Genomic DNA, 21,824 nt, shown 5'->3' with positions numbered 1-21,824 from the left:
ACTCCCTTCAGCACCTCGGTGTCGACAAGACGAGCGCCTTGCCCAATGCTGCCCGCGCCCGCACCAACCGGGATTTTGCAGCAGGGACGGAAATGCCGACTGTGTCTGCAAGTTCCTGCATCGAGCAGTTCTCGGAATGTCGTGTCCTGACAACGCAACGAAGCGCCATGGGAAGTCCCCGTATCGCTTTTTGAAGGCGCACGCTTTGCTCGAAGGCCATGTACCGAGCCTCTGGATCCAACGATGTGTCGGGGATGTCCCGGTCTTCCCATGTGTCGCCTCCGTCGAGCGACCGTTCCACGGGGATTTCCAAACTCTTCTTCCTTTTTCGCAGGAGCTGCAGTGCCGAATTGATGCCGATGCGCGTCAGCCAGGTAGCAAAGCTTGAGCGGGCATCGAAGCGACTCAGATGAACGAAGGCCTTCATCAAGGATTCCTGCAGTACGTCTTCGGAATCGTGTTTGTTCCTCGTGATTCGATTGATCGACCTCAGAACCTGTCTTGAACTGCTTCTACACAGTTCAAGGAAAGCACGCTCATCGCCAGCCTGAGCTGCAGAGAGCAGGCGCTGCTCAGTCATATGGCAGTCGTCACTGCGAGCCGCATCAAGATCGTCAAATATCGGGTGGTATGGATTCATCGCACTAATCTCCCGTCATCACGGCCCTATAAATGGTTTCCAGCAGGTTTGCTCCATCGAACGGCTTGAAAAGGAAATCGATGGCGCCCCCATTGAGCGCTCGCTGTCGAGTTTCCTTGTCGTTGTGTGCCGATATGAAGATGACAGGCAGCTTGGGCCTCTCCAGCCTGACGCGGCGCTGCAGCTCGATTCCGTCCATTCCGGGCATCCGGGCGTCGGTGATTAGGCAGCTGGCGCTGGCAAGTATTCCAGACTGAAGAAAGTTTTCTCCTGAAGGAAAGACCTCGGGTGCATACCCGGCTGACTCCATCAGATTTCTAAGGGACTCTCTGACGCCATAGTCGTCGTCTACGCCAACCACGATATGTTGTGACAGTACGCCCATTCAAGAGTCCCCCGACTACCGATCATCGTAGGCAGAAAAGAGAAGGGCGGCCATATATAGGTTTATTTACGAGGGCCTAAGAGCGCGTGCCACACCAAGTTTGTCAGACATTCTGACCAGATCTGCCAAGGACTGAGCCCCCATTTTGCGCATAAGCCTCCCTCGCAGTACGCCTATCGTTATCTCGCTTTTTCCGAGAGCCGAAGCCGTCAGCTTGTTCGCGAACCCCGCGACGACGAAAGGAAGTACCTCTCGTTCGCGAGGTGTGAGACTGTCGTAGTGCTTTTGCAAGTCCGCGACTTTCGTTGCTGTCTCACGTGCCTTTCGATCGATGGCAATACCCAGCTCCACTGCTTCCAGTAGTTCCTGGTCGCCGATCGGTTTCGACAAGAACTCGATCGCGCCGGCCTTCATAGCGCGAACCGAAGATGGGACGTCGCCGTGTCCTGTAATGAAAATAATTGGTGGCGGAACGCAAGCTGCGAGTCTCTGCTGGAGTTCGAGGCCATTGATATTGGGAAGTTCGAGATCCAGGATGAGACAGGTTGGGGCTTCTGGCTTAGGGTATCCCAGAAACTCTTCAGCGGAACCAAATGAAGTCACCCAAAATCCCATCGAGGAGAGGAGATTGGATACTGCCTCCCGGACATTAAGGTCGTCATCGACGAGCAGCACAAATGACTGATCCGTGTTCATGCCGAACCTCCAGACTGGACTGGGAGAGTGAAGAAGAAGGTCGAACCGAGGGTATTACCCGGTACTGCCCATAGCCTGCCTCCATGGGCCTCCACGATGGATCGGCAGATCGCGAGACCCATGCCCATACCGTTCTCTTTTGTAGTGAAAAATGCCTCAAAGATTTTGTTCGGATCGTCGATCCCCATCCCACTGTCCCGTATTTCAACAAGGATGTTGTGAGTGTCATCGAGCTTGGAGGTGACGAAGAGTCTCTTAGGGCGATTCTGCACAGGATCCATTGCTTCCAGCCCATTGATAAACAGGTTCAAGACTAACTGTTGCAGCTGCACGCGATCACCTGAGACGAAAGGCATGTCTGGGCTCAAATCGGCCTCCACGAGGATCTTTCTTCTCGTCGCTTCGCTCTGAATAAGACGAAGAACTTCACCAATGACGTCGTTGACGTCGACATCGATTCTCTCCATCTTTGCGCTGCGAGTGAAAAGAGAGCGTAATCTCTTTACAACGTCTCCAGCCTTCTTGCCGTCCCGCACGAGCATCTCGGCGGTTTCAAAGGCCTTGACTAGATTGGGCGGCTCTGCTGAAAGCCATCGGAGGCAAGCGTGACTGTTGGCGACTAGGGCGGCCAGCGGTTGGTTGATCTCGTGCGCGATCGATGCCGCAAGTTCCCCAATAGTTGCGATCTGAGTGGCCCGCGACAAACGAGATTCAGTGTTGCGTAATATCTCTTCTGACCGCTTTCGGTCGTCGATATCTATAGCTATCCCGTACCACCTAAGGATGTTGCCGGCCGCATCTCGAAACGGGTTGGCACGGAACAGTAGCCACCTGTATTCTCCATCAAATCTACGCAGTCGCGTTTCGCACTCGCCCGGGCTCCCCGAAGCCCTGAGGGACTGCCATACTGCTCCAAGAGTGGGCAAGTCCTCCGGGTAGACATCAGTTCTCCAGTCCAAACCTGGCAACTCTTCGGCGGAGATGCCTAGGTAGTCAAGATAATGCTGGTTATAGAATTCTGGTTCGCCGTTGACGTGAGTCGACCATACAAACCCTGGAATTGCATTAATAGTTTGGTGGAGACTGCTTTCACTGGCAACGAGCACTTCCTCGATCCGCTTCCGATTTTCGATATCCGAGGCAAGATGGTACCAGCGAACTATACGCCCGTTCGGATCCCGCAATGGACTTCCGCGCACTTCAAGCCAGCGGTATACGCCGTCGGCTCGGCGCATTCGGCACTCCGCCTCGAAGGACTCTCCAGTTTCTACCGAACGCCGCCACAGATCTGTGAAATTCACGATGTCGTCCGTATGCAGATATGGTGTCCAGGTTGTAATTGTTTCCAGTGGCTCACCCAGAAATTCTTGCATCTTCTGATTGACGAATTGCATTTCGCCGGCGGCAGTCGTTGTGTATATCAGACCTGGGATGCTATCGGCTACAAGACGATATCGACGTTCCGTTCGTTGGAGAGCTTGCTCCGCTCGTTTTCGATCTTCGATGTCAGTAATGAGACCATAGGAACGCACGATATTGCCTTCAATATCGTAATGTGGAACGACTCGAGCGTGGAGCCAACGGAATACACCGTCCGCACGGAGTAAGCGGAATTCGACGTCGAGAGTTCCACCGGTTTGCACCGAATGACCCCACAGCTTCAGTACTTCATCTCGGTCTTCATGATGGAGGAGCATTGGCCAACTGGTTCTCAATGCCTCCAGAGTGGTACCTGTGTAGTCGAGGAGAGGTTGGTTGACGAACTCAAGTTCGCCGGCAGGGGTATTCGTGCAAACAAGACCTGGAATGCTGTCCACTATCAGGCGAAACGTGTTTTCTCGCGCACGCGCACTTTCTTCTGCTTTGATTCGCTCATCGATGTCAGAGAGCAGGTTGTACCAGCGGAGAACGCCTCCATTCTTGTCGGGTAAAGGAATGCCTCGAACGTGGAACCAACGGTAGACGCCATCGGCACGACGCAGTCGGTGTTCCAGATCGTAGGGCTGTCCTTTTTCGAAGGCGCTGAGCCGAGAGCTAATCACCCGCGCTCGGTCATCTGGATGGACAAGGTCGTTGTGAGCCCATCCTCTCAGCTCCTGGAAGGTCTTGCCGAAATAATCGAGGACCTCTTGATTGACGTGCTCGATTTCTCCAGATGGAGTCAAACTACAGACCTGGCCCGGCAGACTGTCAACGATCAATCGAAAGTTGAACTCACTCGCGCGCAAGGATGCGTCTGAGCGTCTCATCGACGTCACATCCATAACGGTTCCGATGTACTGGAGGTCTCCGGCGTCATCTCGATGAGCATGGGCAACGACATGGACGTACTTAACTGTCCCATCCATTAGCTGGAAGCGGTGTTCGAAATCAAGGTCCGACCCGGTTCGAGAGGCATTCTCTAGGAGTTCTTCGGCCACGCTTCTGTCATCTGGATGGACTCGGTCGTACAACAGATCGAGAGTAGGAACGACCGATACGTCGTAACCGGCGATTCGAAGTGTCTCCGCAGACCAATAGAGTTTGTTGGTGAGCGGGCTCCAACCAAAGCTCCCGACGTGACTGATTCTTTGTGCTTCTTCAAGGAAGGATTGACTCTTATGTAACTCCGCCGCGATTTCTTTTCGACGTTGCTCTATCCTCCGTTTGGAGTCGATCACGATCGCGATAACGATTCCCGCCACGAGGAATGCAAATAATTGCAGGTATGATTCGCGTGCGACGGAGAAGCGGAATCGCGGTGACAAGAAGAAATAATCAAAGGCCAGAGTACTCAGTCCTATGGACAGTAACCCCGGGCCTCGGCCGCCATATAAACAGCTCACCACGATGGCGAGGCTAAAGCAGGATGCAGGCGCATCCAGACCCAACGCCAGCGCTGTGGCCAGTGCACAGAAAATCGTGGCTAGTCCATAGCGTCGAAGTGTGAACGTACTGTTCATCCGGAGACCATCCCGGGCCTTGACACGCACTCGGTGTGTATACATCCTACACCAACGTTAAAGCGAACTGTCAGGTCTATCCAAGCCACCCATGAGCATGCCGCTTGAAGACTGATCCAGGCGCGGATGCTCAAGAGCCTTAGGCAGATGGGGTATGCGTCACTTCGAAGCAACATGGTGACTGCCGACTATCAGGCTCCGTGAGCAATGCTCAATGAATGAGGAGAATTGCGTTTTGGGAATGATAGATATGAAAACTTTTCAGGCGGCGTCGATGCAGAATCGGAATCAAATATTTGAGGCTCCCTAATCGCGACAACCCTTGGAAGTTGTTGCTTACCAAGTCTCCGGAGACATTTTCGTGCCTACATACGTTTGCCAGGTTCCGGCGGGTTCGCTCACCGTCACACAGAAGGCGGCGATCGCAGAGGCGATTTCCCACAGCCACAGTGAAGCGACTGGGGCGCCTCCATTCTTTGTTCAGGTCGTCATTGAAGAAAGGGGCTCCGAGGACAGGTTCCTGGGAGGGAAGCTTACCGTGAATCATATTTGGATCTACGGTCATATCCGCTCCGGAAGGACCAGAGAGCAAAAGACGAAGATGATGCTTGGGATGATGCGGGCTGTAGCCAAAATCGCAAGGCTCAAAGAGGAGTCAATCTGGGTCTATCTCAACAATCTCGAACCAACCGACATGGTCGAGTACGGACACGTGTTGCCGGAACCTGGTGCGGAGCGGGAGTGGTTCAACGGATTGCCCGAATCGCTCAAGGATTATCTTGTCAACCTTGGAACTGACCGGGACAGCTTTGTTTTATAGATTGGGAGCAATTACCCAGCGGCAAAGACAAGGAGCGCCCGAGTGTAGTTCTCCCATTTCAGTCCGGCGAGAAGACCGTCTGCTCCCTTCACGAGAAACGAAAGGAACGCCATAGTGCAACGTATGAGCAGTGAAGGTGGCTATCACGCGGCCAGCGTATTTACACGAGCACTGATTCTCGCTTCAGGAGCGAATGTCGTTGGAATGCGACTCTTGCGTTTCGCGCTTGTTGTCGTGTTGATCTGGATTGGAGGCCTAAAGTTTGCAGATTACGAAGCAGACGGAATCGTACCGCTGGTCGCAAACAGTCCACTAATGAGTTTCTTTTACCACCACCCGGCGCCCGATTATCGCGAGCATATGAATCACGAGGGAGAATTGAAGCCCGGCAATCGGGAGTGGCAAGTCAGCAATGGAACCTACCCATTTGCGCACGTCCTTGGGTGTGTGATCGTGGCAATTGGTCTCATGATCGCCTGTTATGGTTTTGCACCGGGCGTCGCAACCGTGGGCAGTTTTCTTTTGATCCTGATGTCGTTCACGACATTGTCGTTCCTTATTACTACTCCCGAGGCATGGGTTCCAGCCCTTGGTGATTCAGCGCATGGCTTTCCCTATCTATCGATAGCGGGTCGGCTCATCATTAAGGACGTGATCATGTTAGGCGCAGCCGTGGTCACCATGGCGGAAGCAGCCAAGAAGAAGCTGTCACTCACCGGATTGTGATTTGCACGAGGTACGTACCTGCAGAAATGGGAAGAAAAGTTTTGGTAGATAAATCAGCGGAGGATACGTTTCTTGCCTGCCAAACGGCCGGAAACGCATCCTTGCTTCCGTTATCGCATGCCCCCGAAGCGATCAGGGTCTCGCCGGTAAGCCAGCCGGATTGATCTGACGCCAGAAAAACGGCAATCGGCGCAATGTCCGAGGGTTGCCCAAAGCGGCCAAGCGGCGTCTGAGAGACGAGATGCTTTTCGAAATCACTTCCTATGACGCCAATTGCATGAGCGCCTTCGGTCTCCGTGCCGCCTGGATTAATCGAGTTCACCCGAATTTTCTTCGGTCCTAGTTCCTTTGAAAGTACTTGCGTTATGGAGTCGACGGCACCTTTGGTCGCGGTATAGAGCACCGTCCCAGGTGATGTCACCTGGGTTCCCGCGGTCCCAATATTGATGACACTGCCACCGTTTGCCCCGAAGCGCTTGACTGCCTCCTGTGTGCTGAGGAAGATACCGAGCACGTTGGTATTGAACTGCCTATGAAACTCCTGCTCCGTGACGGACTCCAAGGGGCCGAAGGAGTACACGCCCGCATTATTGACAAGCACATCGACTGTCCCGAAGGCCTTCACGGTCTCTTCGAAGAGCCGCTCCACATCCGAAGAGTTGGCGATGCTTCCCTGTACTGCGATCGCTTTGCCGCCCTGGCCGACGATATCCGCGACCACCCTGTCGGCACCTTCTCTGCTTGTGGCGTAGTTGACAACAACCATCGCTCCTGCAGCGGCCAAACCTTTTGCAATGCCGGCCCCGATGCCTTTTGAGGCACCTGTAACAACCGCAACTTTACCGTCCAAAACTCCCATCTTTCTCCTCTCGAGCTCAACGAGTTACCCAACAAAACTGCTCGCTCGTTCCATGCATATGGTATTCCTTAGAAACCTAGTGTCAATTACGCACCTAGGTGACACTAGGTAGCGTTGAGGTAACCGATGAGCAAAACCGTAGCCATGTCGCTTCGCCTGGATAGGGTTCTGTTGGACCAGATAGCTGGCCAATGGACCCTTCTCGTGTTGGGAGCGCTTTGCGACAACGAGGGCCGCGCACGCTTTAATGCAATCAAGCGCGCTGTGCCCGGAATCTCGCAAAAGACGCTGACACAGTGCCTACGGCAATTGGAGAGAAACGGGCTGGTGCAGCGCCGGGTTCTCACCCAATCTCCTCTCGGTGTGGAGTATTCCTTTACGAAGCTGGGCGATACATTGGAAACTCCGGTGGCGGCGCTCTATGAGTGGACCGCCACCTATTCTGCTGCCGTTCGTGCAGCGCAGGCGCGTTACGACGGCAAAACGTGCAAGAAGTGATCGAAGACACCGTCCCTTCCTTCATAAGCAGAAACAATCAAAGTCTTGGGCAAACAGTATTGGGTAATTGGTAAGCTGTGGGCGCATCCTGAGCATGACCATGGGATCTGCAGGGTCCTGTTGGAGGCAGTCCTGTCTGATTGGATTGCTTGATTGAGGGGTGCGTATGGTTCCGTCTGACGACGTTCTCAGAGCGGTGCAGGAGACAAGCCGGCGATTCTGTCTCGGGGTTGTAGGCCAAGGAAACCTTGACGGGATAAACCGTGTGTATACAGCCGACGCTCAAATTCTTCCGCGAAGGGCGTCACTCATGAATGGGCGAGAGGCTATCAGGGGATTCTGGCAGGCTGGATTCACCGCGTTGGGAATCAAGGGGGCTAAGCTGGCCACGCTGAATATCGAGATAACCGGCAACACCGCAGTCGAAGTCGGTGAGGCAGAGTTGAACCTTGGGGAAAATGGATCGGCGACCGCCAAGTACGTCGTGCACTGGAAGCAGGAAGACGGCCAATGGCTGTGGGACAAGGACATCTGGAACATCAGCTGAGACCCAGGTTGTCGAGCTTTGATGACTAGCCCCTTCTGGTGGCAACGAGAGACCTGTAGTGGCGGTAGCGTCATAATTTCCGTCGCTACTCTTCAAATGAGATCCCATCGATTCACCGATCTTCATCATTTCGGAAGGTCGCCAGAATAACCAGACCCAACGGACTCATGTCGAACTGAGCCGCGTCGAGAACGGTCCTTCACGGTGGTAGAAGATGTGTATACATCTACCGCTCGCTCCAGGACGATAGAAAAGGATAAAGCTCATGGCAGAAAACAAACAATTGGTGGATCCGAAGACGGCAGCATTGGTGCTAATTGAGTATCAAAACGACTTTCTATCGCCGAAGGGTGCGATGCACAGCGGAGTCAAGGACGTCGTCGCGAGCAGTAACATGCTAGCGAACACCGCAAAACTCGTCGAAAAGGCGCGTGCATTGGGCACGACCATCATGTTCCTTCCGATTACGTTCGCCGACGGCTTTGGTGAACTCGGACCGAACCCATACGGACTCCTGAAAAAAGTCATTGAGGCAAACGCCTTTCGTAAGGGGACATGGGGGGCGGAGATCGTCGATGCTCTCCCTCGGCAGGCGGGCGATATCATCGTTGAGGGAAAGAGAGGCTTCGACGGTTTTACAACCACGAATCTCGATTTCATCCTTCGGCGCCGTAACATTACGACGATCGCGATAGGCGGCCTGCTGACGAACTGCTGTGTCGAATCAACAGCCCGTACTGGGTACGACAAGGGCTACGATGTCGTCACCCTGACGGACTGCACGGCCACGATCGGCGAAGAGGAGCAGCGAGCGGCGGTAGAGAAGAATTTCTGGATGTTCTCACGTCCACTCACGCATCTTCAATTTATCGCCGAACTTCAGCCGAAAACTGCTTAGCATCCCATACTCCCTAGACTACACAGGGAGGAGGCTTGCTCTCTTGCAGCGGCACCCATTGTGCCTGCAATTGAGCCCCCTCCCTGGGTTATCCTCCGAATTCCAGGTGCCGCCAACGTTATTCGTGAACGTCATTGTTAACGCGCATGCACCAAGAAACCATTCTCACATTGGCTCGAGCGATCCTTCGACAGCGTCCTACAATCAATGCGGCGACAAAAGATTGTCGCCGCGTTGATATCCGAATCAGATCGACTTCCAGAAACGCGCTGCTAGGCGATGATCTCGTGCCGCTGGGCTCCCAGATGGGTGATGCCGCACTCCAGGATATCTCCGACTGCCATGTACCGGTTCTTTCCCATGCCGACTCCTGGCGGTGTGCCAGTCGCCAGAATGTCCCCCGGAAGAAGCCGCATATAGCGAGAAAAGTAAGCAAGCATCTCATGGATGTGGAACAGCATATCGCTGGTATTCCCTTGCTGCTCGTAATTCCCGTTGAGTTTGGTCCAGACGTCGAGGCTCATCGCATCAATACCGGTTGTAAGATACGGACCGATCGGGCCGTAAGTAGGGCGAGATTTCGCACGAACCAGATGCTGTACATGCGCTGCATCGACTTGGGTCGCTCGGTCGGAGATATCGTTAATGCAAGTGTAGCCAAAGATGTATTCTGCGGCGTCGACTGCATCGATGTCCTGCACTTCGCGTCCGACGACGATTGCTAATTCCGTCTCCCAATCCAGCTTCGCGCCCACACTTGGGCCGCGGCGAATAGGGTCGAGAGGGCCAGTTAGGGAAAGCGTTGATTTGAGGAAGACCTCGGGCTCGGTAGGGGCAGGTACCTTCAGTTCTTCAATGTGCTTCTTGTAGTTGAACCCAGTTGCCGCGACCTGCCGAATCCCAGCGATTGGCTCCAAATACGTGACTTCACCTGAAAGCTCCTTGAGTTCGCCAGCCTCGATCTTCGTCAAGCTACCGCTTGCAATCGTCTCGGGCGTGATGTCAGAGACAATCGGCCGAAGATCCAAAAGAGTTTGATTGCGAATGAGTACTGGAATCGTGGTTGCTGCCTGACGGATACGTGCAAATTGTTGCATGAATCTTTCTCCTCTTGTTTTGCGTGGCCAATGAAGGACTTGGTAGGGAGTCATTTGAACGCGGCAGTGTTCAACGACTTGCCCGAATCAGATCGCGGATATTAGATGCTGAGCAACAGAGGAAACATTCCCTCGCTGCCACGAAAGCAGCAGTCGCACTTCGCGACCGGGATTTTTGATTGGACGAGTTACGACATTTTCTCGCGTGTATGCGGACACCGAGACTGGCATAATCGACACTCCGACACCCACGGACACTAGCCCGATCGCTGTTTGCCAAGTAGCCACCTCTTGTATCGACCGTGGCTTAAGGCCATATCCCGCAAATTCAAGCATGACTGCTTCTGAGAGGGTCGCTGCTACATTCTTGGAGGGCAAAATCAACCGATCTTGTCTCAGATCTGCGATATCAATGGAATTTTGCTTCGCAAGGCGATGCTGGTCGTTCAGGAGCACGATCAATGACTCAGGCGGCAGTTCGCGATGATTGAATTCCGCGTTGGGCGTTGTATAGGAGATCGCGATATCGATCTCCCCACTCCGCAATGCAAGAACCTGATCGTCGCTTCCCATTTCCTTGAGCTGAATCGCAACATCCGGGTAGTGGTCCGCAAAGCTCTTTACCAATCGAGGTACCACAACGACGTCGGCAGCCGTTCCGAAGCCGATCGCTATGTGTCCGAGCTCGCCTCGACCTGCGCGCTGAGCAGCGAACTTCGCGCCCTCGAACTTTTCGAGACTACGCTCTGCTTCGAGGAGGAAGACCTCCCCGGCCACCGTTAGAGACAGCTTGCGACCGTTTCGGTGGATCAGGGATATTCCCAATTCTTCTTCAAGCTGTTGAATGTTTTGTGTCAGCGCCGGCTGCGCGATATGCAATTGTTCCGCCGCCCGAGTCATATGGAGTGTGCGAGCCAGAACGCTAAAGTAGCGAAGATGACGATTCTCAATCATGGACCGGCAGCCTGCCTTTCTGTTTTGGTATCCATCCCGATTAGCGCCTCGCGGACGCATCGAAAGTTGAAGAAATCTAATCTGCATTCAGTGCATACTGTGTTCTGCGACTCACCACCAGTTCATTGCTGGGTCGGCACATCTCCACGAACTATCCCTTTGACAGCTCAAGCGTTCCGGTCTGGAGCTCCGAACTTGCGGTGTATAGATATGGAGTCGAATCGTTCACTTAAAGAGCATGAAATGTTCTCATGGCGACTATGTCGATTTCGCAATCGCCCTCAATCTATGCCTCGTAGCGAGAATTGCGGAACGCGAATAGCTAGAATGAGCTGATTTCATGGGCGAGAATGGCCCCTCCCCAGAGAATGTCGGAGCAGCCTGCAAGCGTCATATCTTCGCAATCGCTTGTATAAGCAGAAGCGATCATAAGACATCGCAAACAGTATTGGTCTGTTCGCTCCAATAAGAGCATTCTTATCTCATTCGTGAGATTGCAGAAGCCGCACGCGATCTCTAGATTACGAGGAGATCCTGAGATGTCGAAGACAGCATTTTTCCAAAGCCGCAATCAGTTGACCTATGCCGGTGCCGCGATAGTCATCGCGGCTGCAGTCGCAAAGTCGATGGAAATTTCCGCACCCGAGTGCATTGCAGTCGTAGACGCGGTGGAAATTTATTGGCCTATGCCCGTATCGATGGAGCGGCAGTCCTGGCCGTTCAACCTGCGATCGCCAAGGCTACTACTTCGGCTGCACTCGGAGCTCCCACGGGTGGCATCCCGTTTGAGTTCGGCGCCAACCTCGCCTTCGCCAGCCATGGTGGAATCACAAATCTTGGTGGCGGATTCCCCATTATTTACAAGGGTGAGTTACTCGGCGCCATAGGCGTCGGATCCGGCACCACGGAGCAGGATGTTGCAGTTGCCGAAGCCGGACGCGATGCGTTATTAGCCTCGCTGGAGTCCTGATTATGTCGCACTTTTTCAATGTTTGCGGTACGCACATGAAGATCGTCTGTGCGCCTTTGGCATTCGGATTAGCACTGTCTCTGAGTTTCTGGCAGCTAGCCCATTCTCAGTCACGCGGAGGTGATATGCAAAACTCAGTAAATCCCCAAGAAAGTGTGTCCAACGACAAAATTGCGACTGATCGCAGCATCGGAAGTATCGAGCCGGTCTTTCGCTTTTTTGACGCAATGCCAACGGGGGTAACAGTTGCCGCCGACGGAAGAATCTTCCTGAACTTCCCCCGATGGGGAGATGGGGTCCCCTTCACGGTTGGTGTGATTCAGGATGGCAAAGTCGTGGCCTATCCCGATCAGCACATCAATACATTCGATCCGGCGCACCCTGGGGAGACCCTGGGAAGTGTACAGAGCGTCGTCGTCGATGCGGCAAATCGCTTGTGGATACTGGACACGGCTGCTCCGAAGTTTACGACACCTCTGGTAGGTGCGGCCAAGCTAATCGCTGTGGACCTGGTCACGAATAAAGTCGTGAAGAGTATCGTCCTTCCCGCTACGACGGTTCTACCCACAACCTATCTCAATGATGTGCGCTTCGACCTGCGGAAGGGTAAAGGTGGCGTTGCCTATATCACGGATTCGTCCGCTAATGGCCCAGGCGGCATCATTGTGGTTGATCTCGAAAGCGGAAATAGCTGGCGCAAGCTCACGGGCCATCGGTCTACTTCGCCCGACCTGTCCTTCGTCCCTATCGTCGAAGGGGAGCGGCTCGCGACAAGAGAGAAGGGGAAGGCCCCGGTACCCCTCAGCATTGCATCCGACGGCATAGCCTTGTCCTCCGACGGAAGAACGCTCTACTACTGTCCGCTGTCAAGCAGGCATCTATACTCCGTTCCGACCGAACTTCTCCTGGATACCGCTGACAACAGCAAGACTATCTCTGAGGCTGTAGTCGACCTAGGTGAAAAGGGTGCCTCGGATGGCCTTGAGAGCGACGATAAGGGAAGAGTTTATGCCGGCGACTACGAACACAACAGTATTCGTCAGATGCAAACCAACGGGGAGTGGAAAACAATCGTTCACAATCCAAGGGTTCTCTGGCCGGACACGCTCTCTGTTGCGTCCGATGGCTACCTGTACTTCACAGCGAACCAGTTCCCTCGCCAGCCACAATTCCACGAAGGTCAGGATTTGCGCGAGAAGCCATACATATTGTTTCGCGTGAAGATCGATGCTGGTCCCGTGCTATTGAAATAGCGGACGGCCGTACTCTTATAGGCCCTCACTTTCAGTTGACATGCATCGATCGAGACGTCTTTCTTTGACGCCACAGTCGACGTGTGTCAACGCATGAATTAGCGCCGAAGGCGTCCACGGTGACGCTGTTTGCGTCATGCTCAACACCTTTTCGGTGCCTGGGGGCCCGAAACGAAAGGAACATCATGAGTTCGGTGAGCCGTCTTAAACGCGCGAACGTACGCGCTGTCCTTGTCCCGCTTCGCAGGCCGATCATCGCAGACATTGGTACGTTTGCTCAATGGCCCTTGATCCTTGTTGATCTAGAGTTAGAGGGCGGCATCATCGGGTCGAGTTATATCGCGCCATATCGCGAACACGCTGTAACGGCAATCATTGCAGAGATCCGCGATATCGCTACTCAACTAGCAGGCCGTTCGGAACCCTTCGACGCCTTTCAGGTTGTGCAAAAGGCACTCAACGTCGTGGGGGTGAGCGGTGTTTCTACTCTTGCGACTGCTGCAGTTGATATGGCCCTTTGGGATGCACTCGCTAAAGAAGCTGGACTCCCCTTGGCGTGTCTGCTCGGAGGAAGCATCGGTCCTATCCGTTCCTACAACAGCAATGGCCTGTGGAGGCACAGCGTAGACACTTTGGGCGCTGAAGCAAAGGAGCTCCTGTCGGAAGGCGGGTTCACAGCAGCGAAGCTTCGCCTCGGTAATGAGCGACTGCGCGACGACCTCGCAGCGATTCATGCCGTTCGAGATGCGGTCGGGGCAGAAGTCGACATCATGGTGGACTTTAACCAAGCCTTGGGTCTTGGAGATGCCATTAGGCGGTGTTGCGATCTCGACAATGAAGGACTCTATTGGTTGGAAGAACCGATCCTCTACAACAACATCGCTGGCTATGCAGAGATTGCAAAACGCGTGACGACCCCTCTCCAGATGGGCGAGAACTTTTATGGTGAGCGCGATTTGATGAACTTCCTACAGGCGAAGGCGGTGCACTACGTGATGCCCGACCTCATGCGTATAGGAGGTATCAGCGGATGGATGAGGACGGCGGGGGTTGCCGCGGCTGCCGGGATTCAAATGTCCAATCATGTGTATCCGGAAATCTCTGCCCATCTTCTTCGGGTCACTCCTACGGCGCACTGGTTGGAGTGGGTCGACTGGGCTAATCCAATCCTGTCCGAGCCCACCGTACCCATCAAAGGTCAAATCACCGCGCTCGACAAGCCAGGAACCGGGATCGGCTGGAACGAAAAAGCCATCGCGAAGTACGCGCTGAAAGCCTAGTCAATCGACTACGACCTCCTCCTCGAGTACTGCTGCGAGGGAGTTCTAAGTCCCCAACAGTCTACGAATGAGGAGAGAAATGGCGACGGTCAGGGAAGTTCTATTTGAACTGATGAGGAAGCTCGATATGACAAAGATCTTCGGCAATGTCGGCTCTACAGAAGAGCCGATGCTGAAAGAGTTCCCTTCAGATTTTCAGTATGTGCTCGCATTGCAGGAATCCGTGGCTGTTGCGATGGCGGATGCTTACTCCCAGGCATCCGGCAAGGTGGCGCATGTGAATCTGCATACCGCTGCAGGTAGTGGGAATGGCATGGGCAATATCGAAACTGCCTTTTATAACAGAACGCCCATGATCATCACCGCCGGACAGCATATGCGGGAGATGTTAATCCATGAGCCGTACCTGACAAACAAGAATCCCTACCAACAGGCCCAGCCGTGGGTGAAGTGGAGCTATGAGCCCGCTCGTGCTGAGGATGTTCCTGCGGCATTCTTTCGAGCTTACGCAACCGCAATACAGGCGCCCGCTGGACCTGTGTATCTCTCTCTTCCCATGGACGACATGGACAAGGAGTGTCCGGTATTGCCTCAGCTCCGCATCGTCGAACCTCGCCTCTCCGCTGGAAAAGATGTGTTGCAGCCTGTGGCCGATGCACTGGCAGCAGCGAAAACCCCTGCACTTGTATTCGGTGGTGCGATAGACCAAACCGGGGGATGGTATGACGCGATCGCGTTAGCAGAAAAAGTGAAAGCTGCTGTCTGGGCGGCGCCGTTTGAGGGCCGGCCCGGTTTTCCGGAAAACCATCCCCTCTATCAGGGCGGGCTGCTTAGTGGTATGAGTTCCGTCTGTAAGCAACTCGAAGGATATGACCTGGTCGTAGTTATTGGCGCGCCAGTGTTCCGCTATTATCCTTACGCACCGGGCCATCCGCTGCCGCAGGGCACTAAACTTATACACCTCAGTGACAGTGCAGAAGAGACCGCACGCGCTGTTGTCGGGGATAGCGTTGTTTGTGATCCCGCGCGCGCCTGCGCAACTCTCGTAGAACTGCTTCCTGTAACCTGGCGCAAGGCGCCGCTGCCGTTGCCGCCGAGTCCGGAACCGACGGTTGGCGAAATTATCACGGCCGACTATCTCTACCACACGGTTGAGAAGCTTCGTCCGAAGAATTCGGTCATTGTGCAGGAATCACTGTCTACACTCGGTCCCTTGCATGACCGCATCCGAATCTCTCAACCGAGATCATTCTTTTCGATGTTTAGCGGTGTCCTCGGCTACGGTCTCCCCGCGGCAGGCGGCGTGGCTTTGGCAGAGCGGGATCTTGGCACGAATCGTAAAGTGATTTGCCTGATGGGGGATGGTGCGACGCAGTATGTGATCCAGTCTTTCTGGACCGCGGCGCAGCACAAGCTACCCGTCTTCTACATCATTCTGCGCAACCACGCATACAACATCCTGAAGGCCTTCAGCACCTATCTAGTCGCACCGGAAGTCCCCGGCTTCGACCTTCCCGGTATCGACACCGTGCAACTTGCGAAAGGCTACGGATGTGAAGGCGATTACGTGTCTAAACCGTCAGAGCTGGAAGCAGCAATTTTGAAAGGTCTTGCCTTCCCTGGGCCATATGTCCTGCAGGTGGAGGTCGACGCGACCCTTCTGCCGCTTCTCGGCGAGATCGGTCCCAAGACGCAGTACTCCGATGAACCGATCGCGGATAGCCAAAGCCTGCAAAGGCAAGAGGCATAGAGGAATCGAGGCAATGAAATGATTCAACCTGATGAACTCAAAACAATTCCGTTCTTTGCTTGCCTGTCCGAAGAGTTACGCCACCGCGTAGCCCACAATGCAGCAGATCTCTACGTCCCAAAAGGCGACTGGCTGATAAGAGAAGGGGAGGTGCCCTGGTTTTTCGTTTTACTCCAGGGCTGCGTAGAGATCGAGAAGGAGCATCGCGGAAAGAGCGACGCGAGTTGGCAATACTATCCCGGTGATTTCTTTGGGGAGACCTCGATTCTGCTTGATTCTCCGACGATAGCGTCCTTACGCGCACACGAAGCTTCGAGAGTCGTCAGGCTCGATCGGATGCTGTTCAAAGAACTGATTGACTCTTCGCTGGAGTGTAGCAATCTGGTCGTGCAAGTGATGATGAAGCGGGTCACGGCGATCCGCGACTATACCCGTGACAACAATCCTCTGCGCGCCCTCGTCGTTGGCTCACAATACGACGCCGAGTGTCGTGACATCCGAGTCTTCCTGTCTCTGAACCGAATTCCTTACGAATGGTGTGATAGTGGGCGAGAGACTGATCGTATCCCCGCATATGTGCCCGCAGGCTTGAGTGGGTCGTTCGTGCTAGTGGATAAATCAGTTCTCATCGACGCACCGCTGACTGTGCGCAAAGTTGCGGACGCATTAGGAATCGGGACTGCACCTGCCGACAGTAATTACGACGTAGTTGTAGTGGGGGGCGGACCTGCGGGGCTTGCGGCTGCGGTGTACGGAGCATCTGAGGGTCTGCGAGTTCTCCTGGTGGAGAGAAACGCTGCTGGGGGCCAGGCAGGCACATCGTCCCGGATCGAAAACTATCTCGGCTTTCCCAATGGTATTTCCGGAGACGACTTGAGTTCACGGGCATTGAAACAGGCTTCTCGCTTCGGGGCGGAGATGGTAATGACCCGAGATGTGCAACAGATTGAAACGGTGCCGGGCGGCTATCGCGTCGAACTCGATGGCGGAAGTAAGGTCACGACGAAGGCTGCTGTTCTTGCAACCGGCGTTGATTGGCGCAGGCTGGAAGCTGAGGGCATTGATCGGCTTCAGGGAAAAGGCGTCCTCTACGGTGCTGCTAGAACCGAGGCCGCGACCGTCGTGGGAAAGAAGGTTTTCATTGTTGGCGGGGGGAACTCGGCAGGCCAGGCGGCCATATTTTTCTCCAGCTACGCGGAGTCGGTGACGATCCTTGTTCGCGGGGCAGGGCTCGCATCCACGATGTCACAGTACTTGATTGATCAACTGGCTCAATCCAGAAACATCGCTGTCGAAACTTTCACGAGGGTGGAGTCTGCACATGGAGCAGATTGTTTGGAATCGATATCCACCATTACTCAGGAGAAAGCGCTCGTTCAAAGGCCAGCGGATGCTCTGTTTGTAATGATCGGTGCTCGCGCGCGAACCGAATGGCTGCCAGAAGCGATTCAGCGCGATGTTAACGGATTTGTTTGTACTGGCCGCGATATTGAGAAGTGGCCGAAGGGTCGGGAGCCTTTCATGCTGGAGACGAGTCTGCCTGGGATCTTTTGCGCGGGCGATGTGCGGCACGGCTCTATCAAGCGAGTTTCAAGTGGTGTCGGTGAAGGCAGTATGGCGATTGCCTTCATTCATCAGTTCCTTGCTCTTGAGGAGCATGCTGATCTTGCAATTGCATAGCTGCACGAGTGAGCTGTAGTGCGGGACGACTGTAATGCCGACGGAGCGAGAAACGGCGCGCCTCTGCCGCGGCGAGTTTAGCAAACGATGACCGTTCTACCTGGAAATGACGGAGACCCAATGACTGCTACTACCAATTCGGACGCACTTGTATTTTTCGGGGCAACGGGAGATCTTGCCTATAAAAAGATCTTTCCTGCACTTCAAGTGATGGTACTGCGTGGAACACTCAATGTCCCAGTGATCGGAGTCGGGAGAGCCGGCTGGACTCTCGATCAATTCGTAGCGCGAGCCAAGGACAGCTTGGAAAAGCACGGCGGATTGGACAACACTGCCTTCGTACAGCTCAGTAAATTACTGCGGTACGTGGACGGTGACTATACCGATTCAGCAACGTTCGTAAAGGTTCGGAGGGAGCTTGGAGCGTCACAGCGCCCAGCTCACTACCTGGCGATACCGCCCTTGATGTTTGACACGGTAGTCAAGCAAATCGCCGCAAGCGGATGTTCCCATGGAGCACGCGCGGTCATCGAAAAACCCTTCGGTCATGACCAGGCCTCGGCTCAGGATCTCAATCGAATCCTCCTTTCGGAATTCCCGGAATCTTCTATCTATCGAATTGATCACTACCTGGCCAAGGGGCCCGTTCACAACATGGTTTCCTTCCGCTTCGCCAATTGTTTTCTTGAGCCGCTGTGGAGCAAGGAGCACATCGAGAGCATTCAGATCACCATGGCTGAGGACTTTGGAGTTGAGGGACGCGGCGCGTTTTACGACCAGACAGGAACAATTCGAGATGTAATGCAAAACCATCTCTTTCAAGTACTCTGCAACCTCGCAATGGAGGCGCCCGCGAACGGCGACAGCGAGTCCATTCGTGACGAGAAAGTTCGGGTACTCAAGGCCATTCCAGCTATGCGACAGGAAGATGTCGTGCGCGGGCAGTTCATTGGCTACCTGAATGAGCCGGGTGTGAAGCCCGGCTCAACGGTCGAGACGTTCGGAGCTTTCAAGGTGACTATTGGCACGCCACGCTGGGAAGGTGTTCCCTTCTATCTTCGATCCGGAAAGAATCTGCCGACCACCTGCACGGAGGTGGTCGCACGTTTGCGGAGGACTCCCGCTACGAAATTCAATGAAGCAGCGTGCCCCCACAACTACATACGCTTTCGCGTCAGCCCTGAGATGACTATTGCAATGGCCGTTTCTGTGGCCTCTCCAGGCGAGGAGACAAAGCGGCGTGCAGTAGAGTTGATCGCCACTCGACACGCGGAATCTCGGGAGATGGAAGCCTACGAACGAGTGTTGACGGATGCGATGGCCGGCGATCCGACGCTCTTTGCGCGCCAGGACTATGTCGAGGAGGCGTGGCGAATTGTCGACCCGATCCTTCAAAGCCCAGTACCGGTGGTCCCCTACGAACCCCACACCTGGGGACCGAGCCGTGAGGCAGTCACTCCGCCGGGCGGCTGGCATATTCCCAGACGGGAGATTGCCGATGATTTTCGGCTAGTGGACTTATAGTTCTCGGTCTCACTGAGACCTTCACAAGTTTTGACCAACAAAGGAGGCACTAATGCTGAATGATTTTAAGAACATCACCGATTTAGTCCTCGCAGCCAACGACAAGACCACGACTTCTATTGTCAATACCCGTCTCAAAAACAGCCGCAAACCTAAAGCGACACGATACGCAGCAGTCGTTGCGGTCTTGACGTGCTTTGTGGCCTACGGCGGAGCACAGACTACCAAGACCGGCGCCGCCAACAAAGCTGCGCTCATTGCAAATGCCGAAAGTGCAGGCCCGACGGGGATTGCGAAGAATGCGACGATTCTTGGTTGGCCGGCGAAGGAGGGAGATGAGCCGATTGTTCTTCGAAAGGGAAACAACGGATGGACTTGCTTCCCAGATTGGCCGGTAACGCCAGCGAATGATCCGATGTGTCTCGACGCTGTCTGGTTGGAGTGGATGCATGCCGGTATGGAAAAACGGCCTGCCAAAATCGATCACGTTGGGCTGGCCTATATGCTTCAGGGCGGCGAGGCCTTCGACCAACGAGATCCTTCGTTTACCACTTCTCCTCCAGGCAAAGTGCCGTATTTTGTCGGACCCCACGTGATGGTAATTCTGCCTAATCCCAAAGAGCTTGCCGGCGTCAGTCATGAAGTCTACAACGGCGGGCCATTTGTGGAGGCTCTTGAGCGAGACCACCCAATCATTCTGATGCCGGTGGCTTCGCCCGGATCGAAACTCAAGGTGATCCCGGGCGCCGTTCATCCTTAAGAGCACCGTGGGAATAGGTGTTCAATGAGTCATCGTGAAAATTGGGTTCTGGGTCGTCCCCAGAACCCAACTCCGAATCAATGCTGGACTGTGTCAACTTGAGTAGGTAGTCTAGCAGATGTGTATACATCGAACAAGCCCGGCTCTATTCCTTGCGCCTGCACCACAGTGAAGAAGCTATCCCGAATTCTAGGGCGCCACTATGATGCAGCACTCTCTGATTCAGGTCTCAACATTACCCAGCTGGCGGTAATGCGGTGCATTTCACGTCGGGCCGGGGAACCGCTTATAAGGGTTGCTGATGAACTCGAGCTGGAGAAGACCTCCCTGTACAGGGCTCTCAACCCGATGATTCGCGATGGATGGGTCGTGCTTGCAGATGGGCCATCGACCGGAAGTAAGACGGCGAAGATAACAAAAAAAGGAAATCGGCTTCTGACCAGTGCCGGTTCGGGATGGGATCAGATTCAGAATCGAATTATCAGCAGCTTTGGCTCCAAGGAATACGCCGCATTCATGCAGGAACTCAATCGGCTCGCAGATTGTGTCGAACAAACGTCAGAGTCCGCAGCTGACTAATGTCCATTCGTTCCGCGTATGTAGCTGGATTATCCGTGCAAAACACACGGCCAAACTCGACGATTTGGATCCGGATTCTTTAAGAACTATTGCGATTGTTGTCAACAGGCACATTGGTTAGATAACGCATACGCCGATCGAGAGAGGCGATGCACGGAGAAACTGCGCTCATGAAGCTTTCTGCGAACACGATTCTGATTACGGGAGCGACGTCCGGCATCGGACTTGAATTGGCGCTTCAACTTTTGGCGCTCAAGAACACCGTGATTATTACTGGCCGGGATGCGTCCAAGCTGCAAAAGATCGCAATGGACCATCCGGATTTTCACGGTATCCAAAGTGATGTCAATGATCCGCAAGCAATCGCATCGCTCTATCAGACCGTAGTTCAACGTTTTCCGGGTCTCAATGTGCTGATCAATAACGCAGGCATCATGCGGAAGATCAACCTTCAGGACGCGGGGGGTGATCTGAAAGATATTAGCCTGGAGATCGAGACGAATCTGATGGGTCCGATACGTATGGTGAAGCAGTTTCTACCGTTACTGATCGCCCAGCCTAGCGCCGCCATCGTGAACGTGTCCTCCGGACTAGCCTTCAGTCCCTTTCCAATCTCGCCTATCTACTGCGCAACAAAAGCGGGTATCCATTCGTTTACGCAATCGCTGCGTGTTCAACTCAAGAACACCAAAATCAAGGTGTTCGAGTTAGCTCCCCCCGCAACGGACACCCCGTTGCAGGGAGCATTTACTGCCGCGGACCTGAAGGGTGCCCCGATGATGGGTCTCAAGAAAATGGTGACAGTCGCAATCGGAGGATTGCGGAAGGATAAACCAGAGATCCTTCCTGGCCTGAGCAAGGTTTTGCGGGCCGGATCCAGAATCGCACCCAATATCATGGTCAAAGCGGCGAGTGGCCCCGTCGAAACCATGCTGACGGAGACGAAGGTTTAACTTAAGGAACGAA

Annotated in this window: 21 protein-coding genes; 14 read left to right on the top strand and 7 right to left on the bottom strand. The window is 54.2% G+C overall.

Features of this window, described 5'->3' with window-relative positions:
* Window positions 1-7: 7 nt before the first annotated feature.
* The 4 genes from XX99_RS08385 to XX99_RS08370 form a co-directional block, all read right to left on the bottom strand.
* Entirely contained in the window at window positions 8-640 is a 633-nt protein-coding gene (locus XX99_RS08385) for an RNA polymerase sigma factor (protein WP_050058903.1), read from the bottom strand.
* 4 nt (window positions 641-644) lie between these two features.
* Window positions 645-1,025: a response regulator gene (locus XX99_RS08380; protein WP_082125385.1), complete on the bottom strand. Its 381-nt coding sequence runs from the start codon at window positions 1,023-1,025 to the stop codon at window positions 645-647.
* Between the two features lie 66 nt (window positions 1,026-1,091).
* On the bottom strand, window positions 1,092-1,721 hold the full coding sequence (locus XX99_RS08375) for a response regulator transcription factor (protein ID WP_050058902.1): 630 nt from the start codon (window positions 1,719-1,721) through the stop codon (window positions 1,092-1,094).
* On the bottom strand, window positions 1,718-4,663 hold the full coding sequence (locus XX99_RS08370; protein ID WP_050058901.1) for a PAS domain-containing protein: 2,946 nt from the start codon (window positions 4,661-4,663) through the stop codon (window positions 1,718-1,720). The genes XX99_RS08375 and XX99_RS08370 overlap by 4 nt, the downstream gene beginning before the upstream one ends.
* Before the next feature lie 322 nt (window positions 4,664-4,985).
* On the opposite strand from XX99_RS08370, the gene XX99_RS08365 reads away from it, so the two are divergent.
* Together XX99_RS08365 and XX99_RS08360 are read left to right on the top strand one after the other, a co-directional pair.
* On the top strand, window positions 4,986-5,483 hold the full coding sequence (locus XX99_RS08365; protein WP_197081852.1) for a tautomerase family protein: 498 nt from the start codon (window positions 4,986-4,988) through the stop codon (window positions 5,481-5,483).
* 123 nt (window positions 5,484-5,606) lie between these two features.
* Entirely contained in the window at window positions 5,607-6,209 is a 603-nt protein-coding gene (locus XX99_RS08360) for a DUF417 family protein (protein ID WP_050058900.1), read from the top strand.
* Here the strand turns inward: XX99_RS08360 and XX99_RS08355 are convergent.
* The gene (locus XX99_RS08355; RefSeq protein ID WP_082125383.1) at window positions 6,196-7,068 is read right to left on the bottom strand and encodes an SDR family NAD(P)-dependent oxidoreductase; all 873 of its coding nucleotides are present in this window, start codon (window positions 7,066-7,068) and stop codon (window positions 6,196-6,198) included. The genes XX99_RS08360 and XX99_RS08355 overlap by 14 nt on opposite strands.
* Window positions 7,069-7,194: 126 nt before the next feature.
* Here XX99_RS08355 and XX99_RS08350 point away from each other — a divergent pair, with 126 nt between their 5' ends.
* The 3 genes from XX99_RS08350 to XX99_RS08340 all read left to right on the top strand — a co-directional run bounded on the left by XX99_RS08350 (window position 7,195) and on the right by XX99_RS08340 (window position 9,011).
* Window positions 7,195-7,566 (top strand): winged helix-turn-helix transcriptional regulator, encoded by a 372-nt coding sequence (locus tag XX99_RS08350; protein ID WP_050058899.1) that lies wholly within the window; start codon window positions 7,195-7,197, stop codon window positions 7,564-7,566.
* Between the two features lie 166 nt (window positions 7,567-7,732).
* Window positions 7,733-8,113 (top strand): YybH family protein, encoded by a 381-nt coding sequence (locus XX99_RS08345; protein WP_050058898.1) that lies wholly within the window; start codon window positions 7,733-7,735, stop codon window positions 8,111-8,113.
* 265 nt (window positions 8,114-8,378) lie between these two features.
* A complete protein-coding gene (locus XX99_RS08340; RefSeq protein WP_050058897.1) occupies window positions 8,379-9,011 on the top strand; it encodes a cysteine hydrolase family protein in 633 nt (210 codons plus the stop codon).
* A gap of 272 nt (window positions 9,012-9,283) precedes the next feature.
* Here XX99_RS08340 and XX99_RS08335 read toward each other — a convergent pair whose 3' ends face one another.
* Window positions 9,284-10,108, bottom strand: a complete 825-nt coding sequence (locus XX99_RS08335; RefSeq protein WP_050058896.1) for a fumarylacetoacetate hydrolase family protein — start codon at window positions 10,106-10,108, stop codon at window positions 9,284-9,286.
* A gap of 87 nt (window positions 10,109-10,195) precedes the next feature.
* Window positions 10,196-11,062 carry a LysR substrate-binding domain-containing protein gene (locus tag XX99_RS08330; RefSeq protein ID WP_050058895.1) on the bottom strand — a complete coding sequence of 289 codons (867 nt, stop codon included), beginning with the start codon at window positions 11,060-11,062 and terminating at the stop codon, window positions 10,196-10,198.
* A gap of 646 nt (window positions 11,063-11,708) precedes the next feature.
* On the opposite strand from XX99_RS08330, the gene XX99_RS08325 reads away from it, so the two are divergent.
* The 9 genes from XX99_RS08325 (at window position 11,709) to XX99_RS08285 (ending at window position 21,811) form a co-directional block, all read left to right on the top strand.
* Complete coding sequence (locus tag XX99_RS08325; RefSeq protein WP_269430959.1) at window positions 11,709-12,032, top strand: GlcG/HbpS family heme-binding protein; 324 nt, start codon at window positions 11,709-11,711, stop codon at window positions 12,030-12,032.
* Window positions 12,033-12,187: 155 nt separating this feature from the next.
* Window positions 12,188-13,285 (top strand): L-dopachrome tautomerase-related protein, encoded by a 1,098-nt coding sequence (locus tag XX99_RS08320; RefSeq protein ID WP_221302419.1) that lies wholly within the window; start codon window positions 12,188-12,190, stop codon window positions 13,283-13,285.
* Between the two features lie 185 nt (window positions 13,286-13,470).
* On the top strand, window positions 13,471-14,565 hold the full coding sequence (locus XX99_RS08315) for an enolase C-terminal domain-like protein (RefSeq protein WP_050058894.1): 1,095 nt from the start codon (window positions 13,471-13,473) through the stop codon (window positions 14,563-14,565).
* Between the two features lie 79 nt (window positions 14,566-14,644).
* Entirely contained in the window at window positions 14,645-16,315 is a 1,671-nt protein-coding gene (mdlC, locus tag XX99_RS08310) for a benzoylformate decarboxylase (RefSeq protein ID WP_082125380.1), read from the top strand.
* 18 nt (window positions 16,316-16,333) lie between these two features.
* Window positions 16,334-17,995 carry an FAD-dependent oxidoreductase gene (locus tag XX99_RS08305; protein WP_050058893.1) on the top strand — a complete coding sequence of 554 codons (1,662 nt, stop codon included), beginning with the start codon at window positions 16,334-16,336 and terminating at the stop codon, window positions 17,993-17,995.
* A 120-nt stretch (window positions 17,996-18,115) separates the two neighbouring features.
* Window positions 18,116-19,519: a glucose-6-phosphate dehydrogenase gene (gene zwf / locus XX99_RS08300; protein WP_050058892.1), complete on the top strand. Its 1,404-nt coding sequence runs from the start codon at window positions 18,116-18,118 to the stop codon at window positions 19,517-19,519.
* A 52-nt stretch (window positions 19,520-19,571) separates the two neighbouring features.
* Window positions 19,572-20,279, top strand: a complete 708-nt coding sequence (locus XX99_RS08295; RefSeq protein ID WP_050058891.1) for a hypothetical protein — start codon at window positions 19,572-19,574, stop codon at window positions 20,277-20,279.
* Window positions 20,280-20,399: 120 nt separating this feature from the next.
* Entirely contained in the window at window positions 20,400-20,858 is a 459-nt protein-coding gene (locus XX99_RS27155) for a MarR family winged helix-turn-helix transcriptional regulator (protein WP_156185866.1), read from the top strand.
* 170 nt (window positions 20,859-21,028) lie between these two features.
* On the top strand, window positions 21,029-21,811 hold the full coding sequence (locus XX99_RS08285) for an SDR family oxidoreductase (protein WP_050059344.1): 783 nt from the start codon (window positions 21,029-21,031) through the stop codon (window positions 21,809-21,811).
* The last annotated feature ends 13 nt before the right edge of the window (window positions 21,812-21,824 follow it).

The organism is Silvibacterium bohemicum (assembly GCF_001006305.1).
GTDB lineage: Bacteria > Acidobacteriota > Terriglobia > Terriglobales > Acidobacteriaceae > Silvibacterium > Silvibacterium bohemicum.
This window is presented reverse-complemented; position numbering and strand designations above follow the sequence as displayed.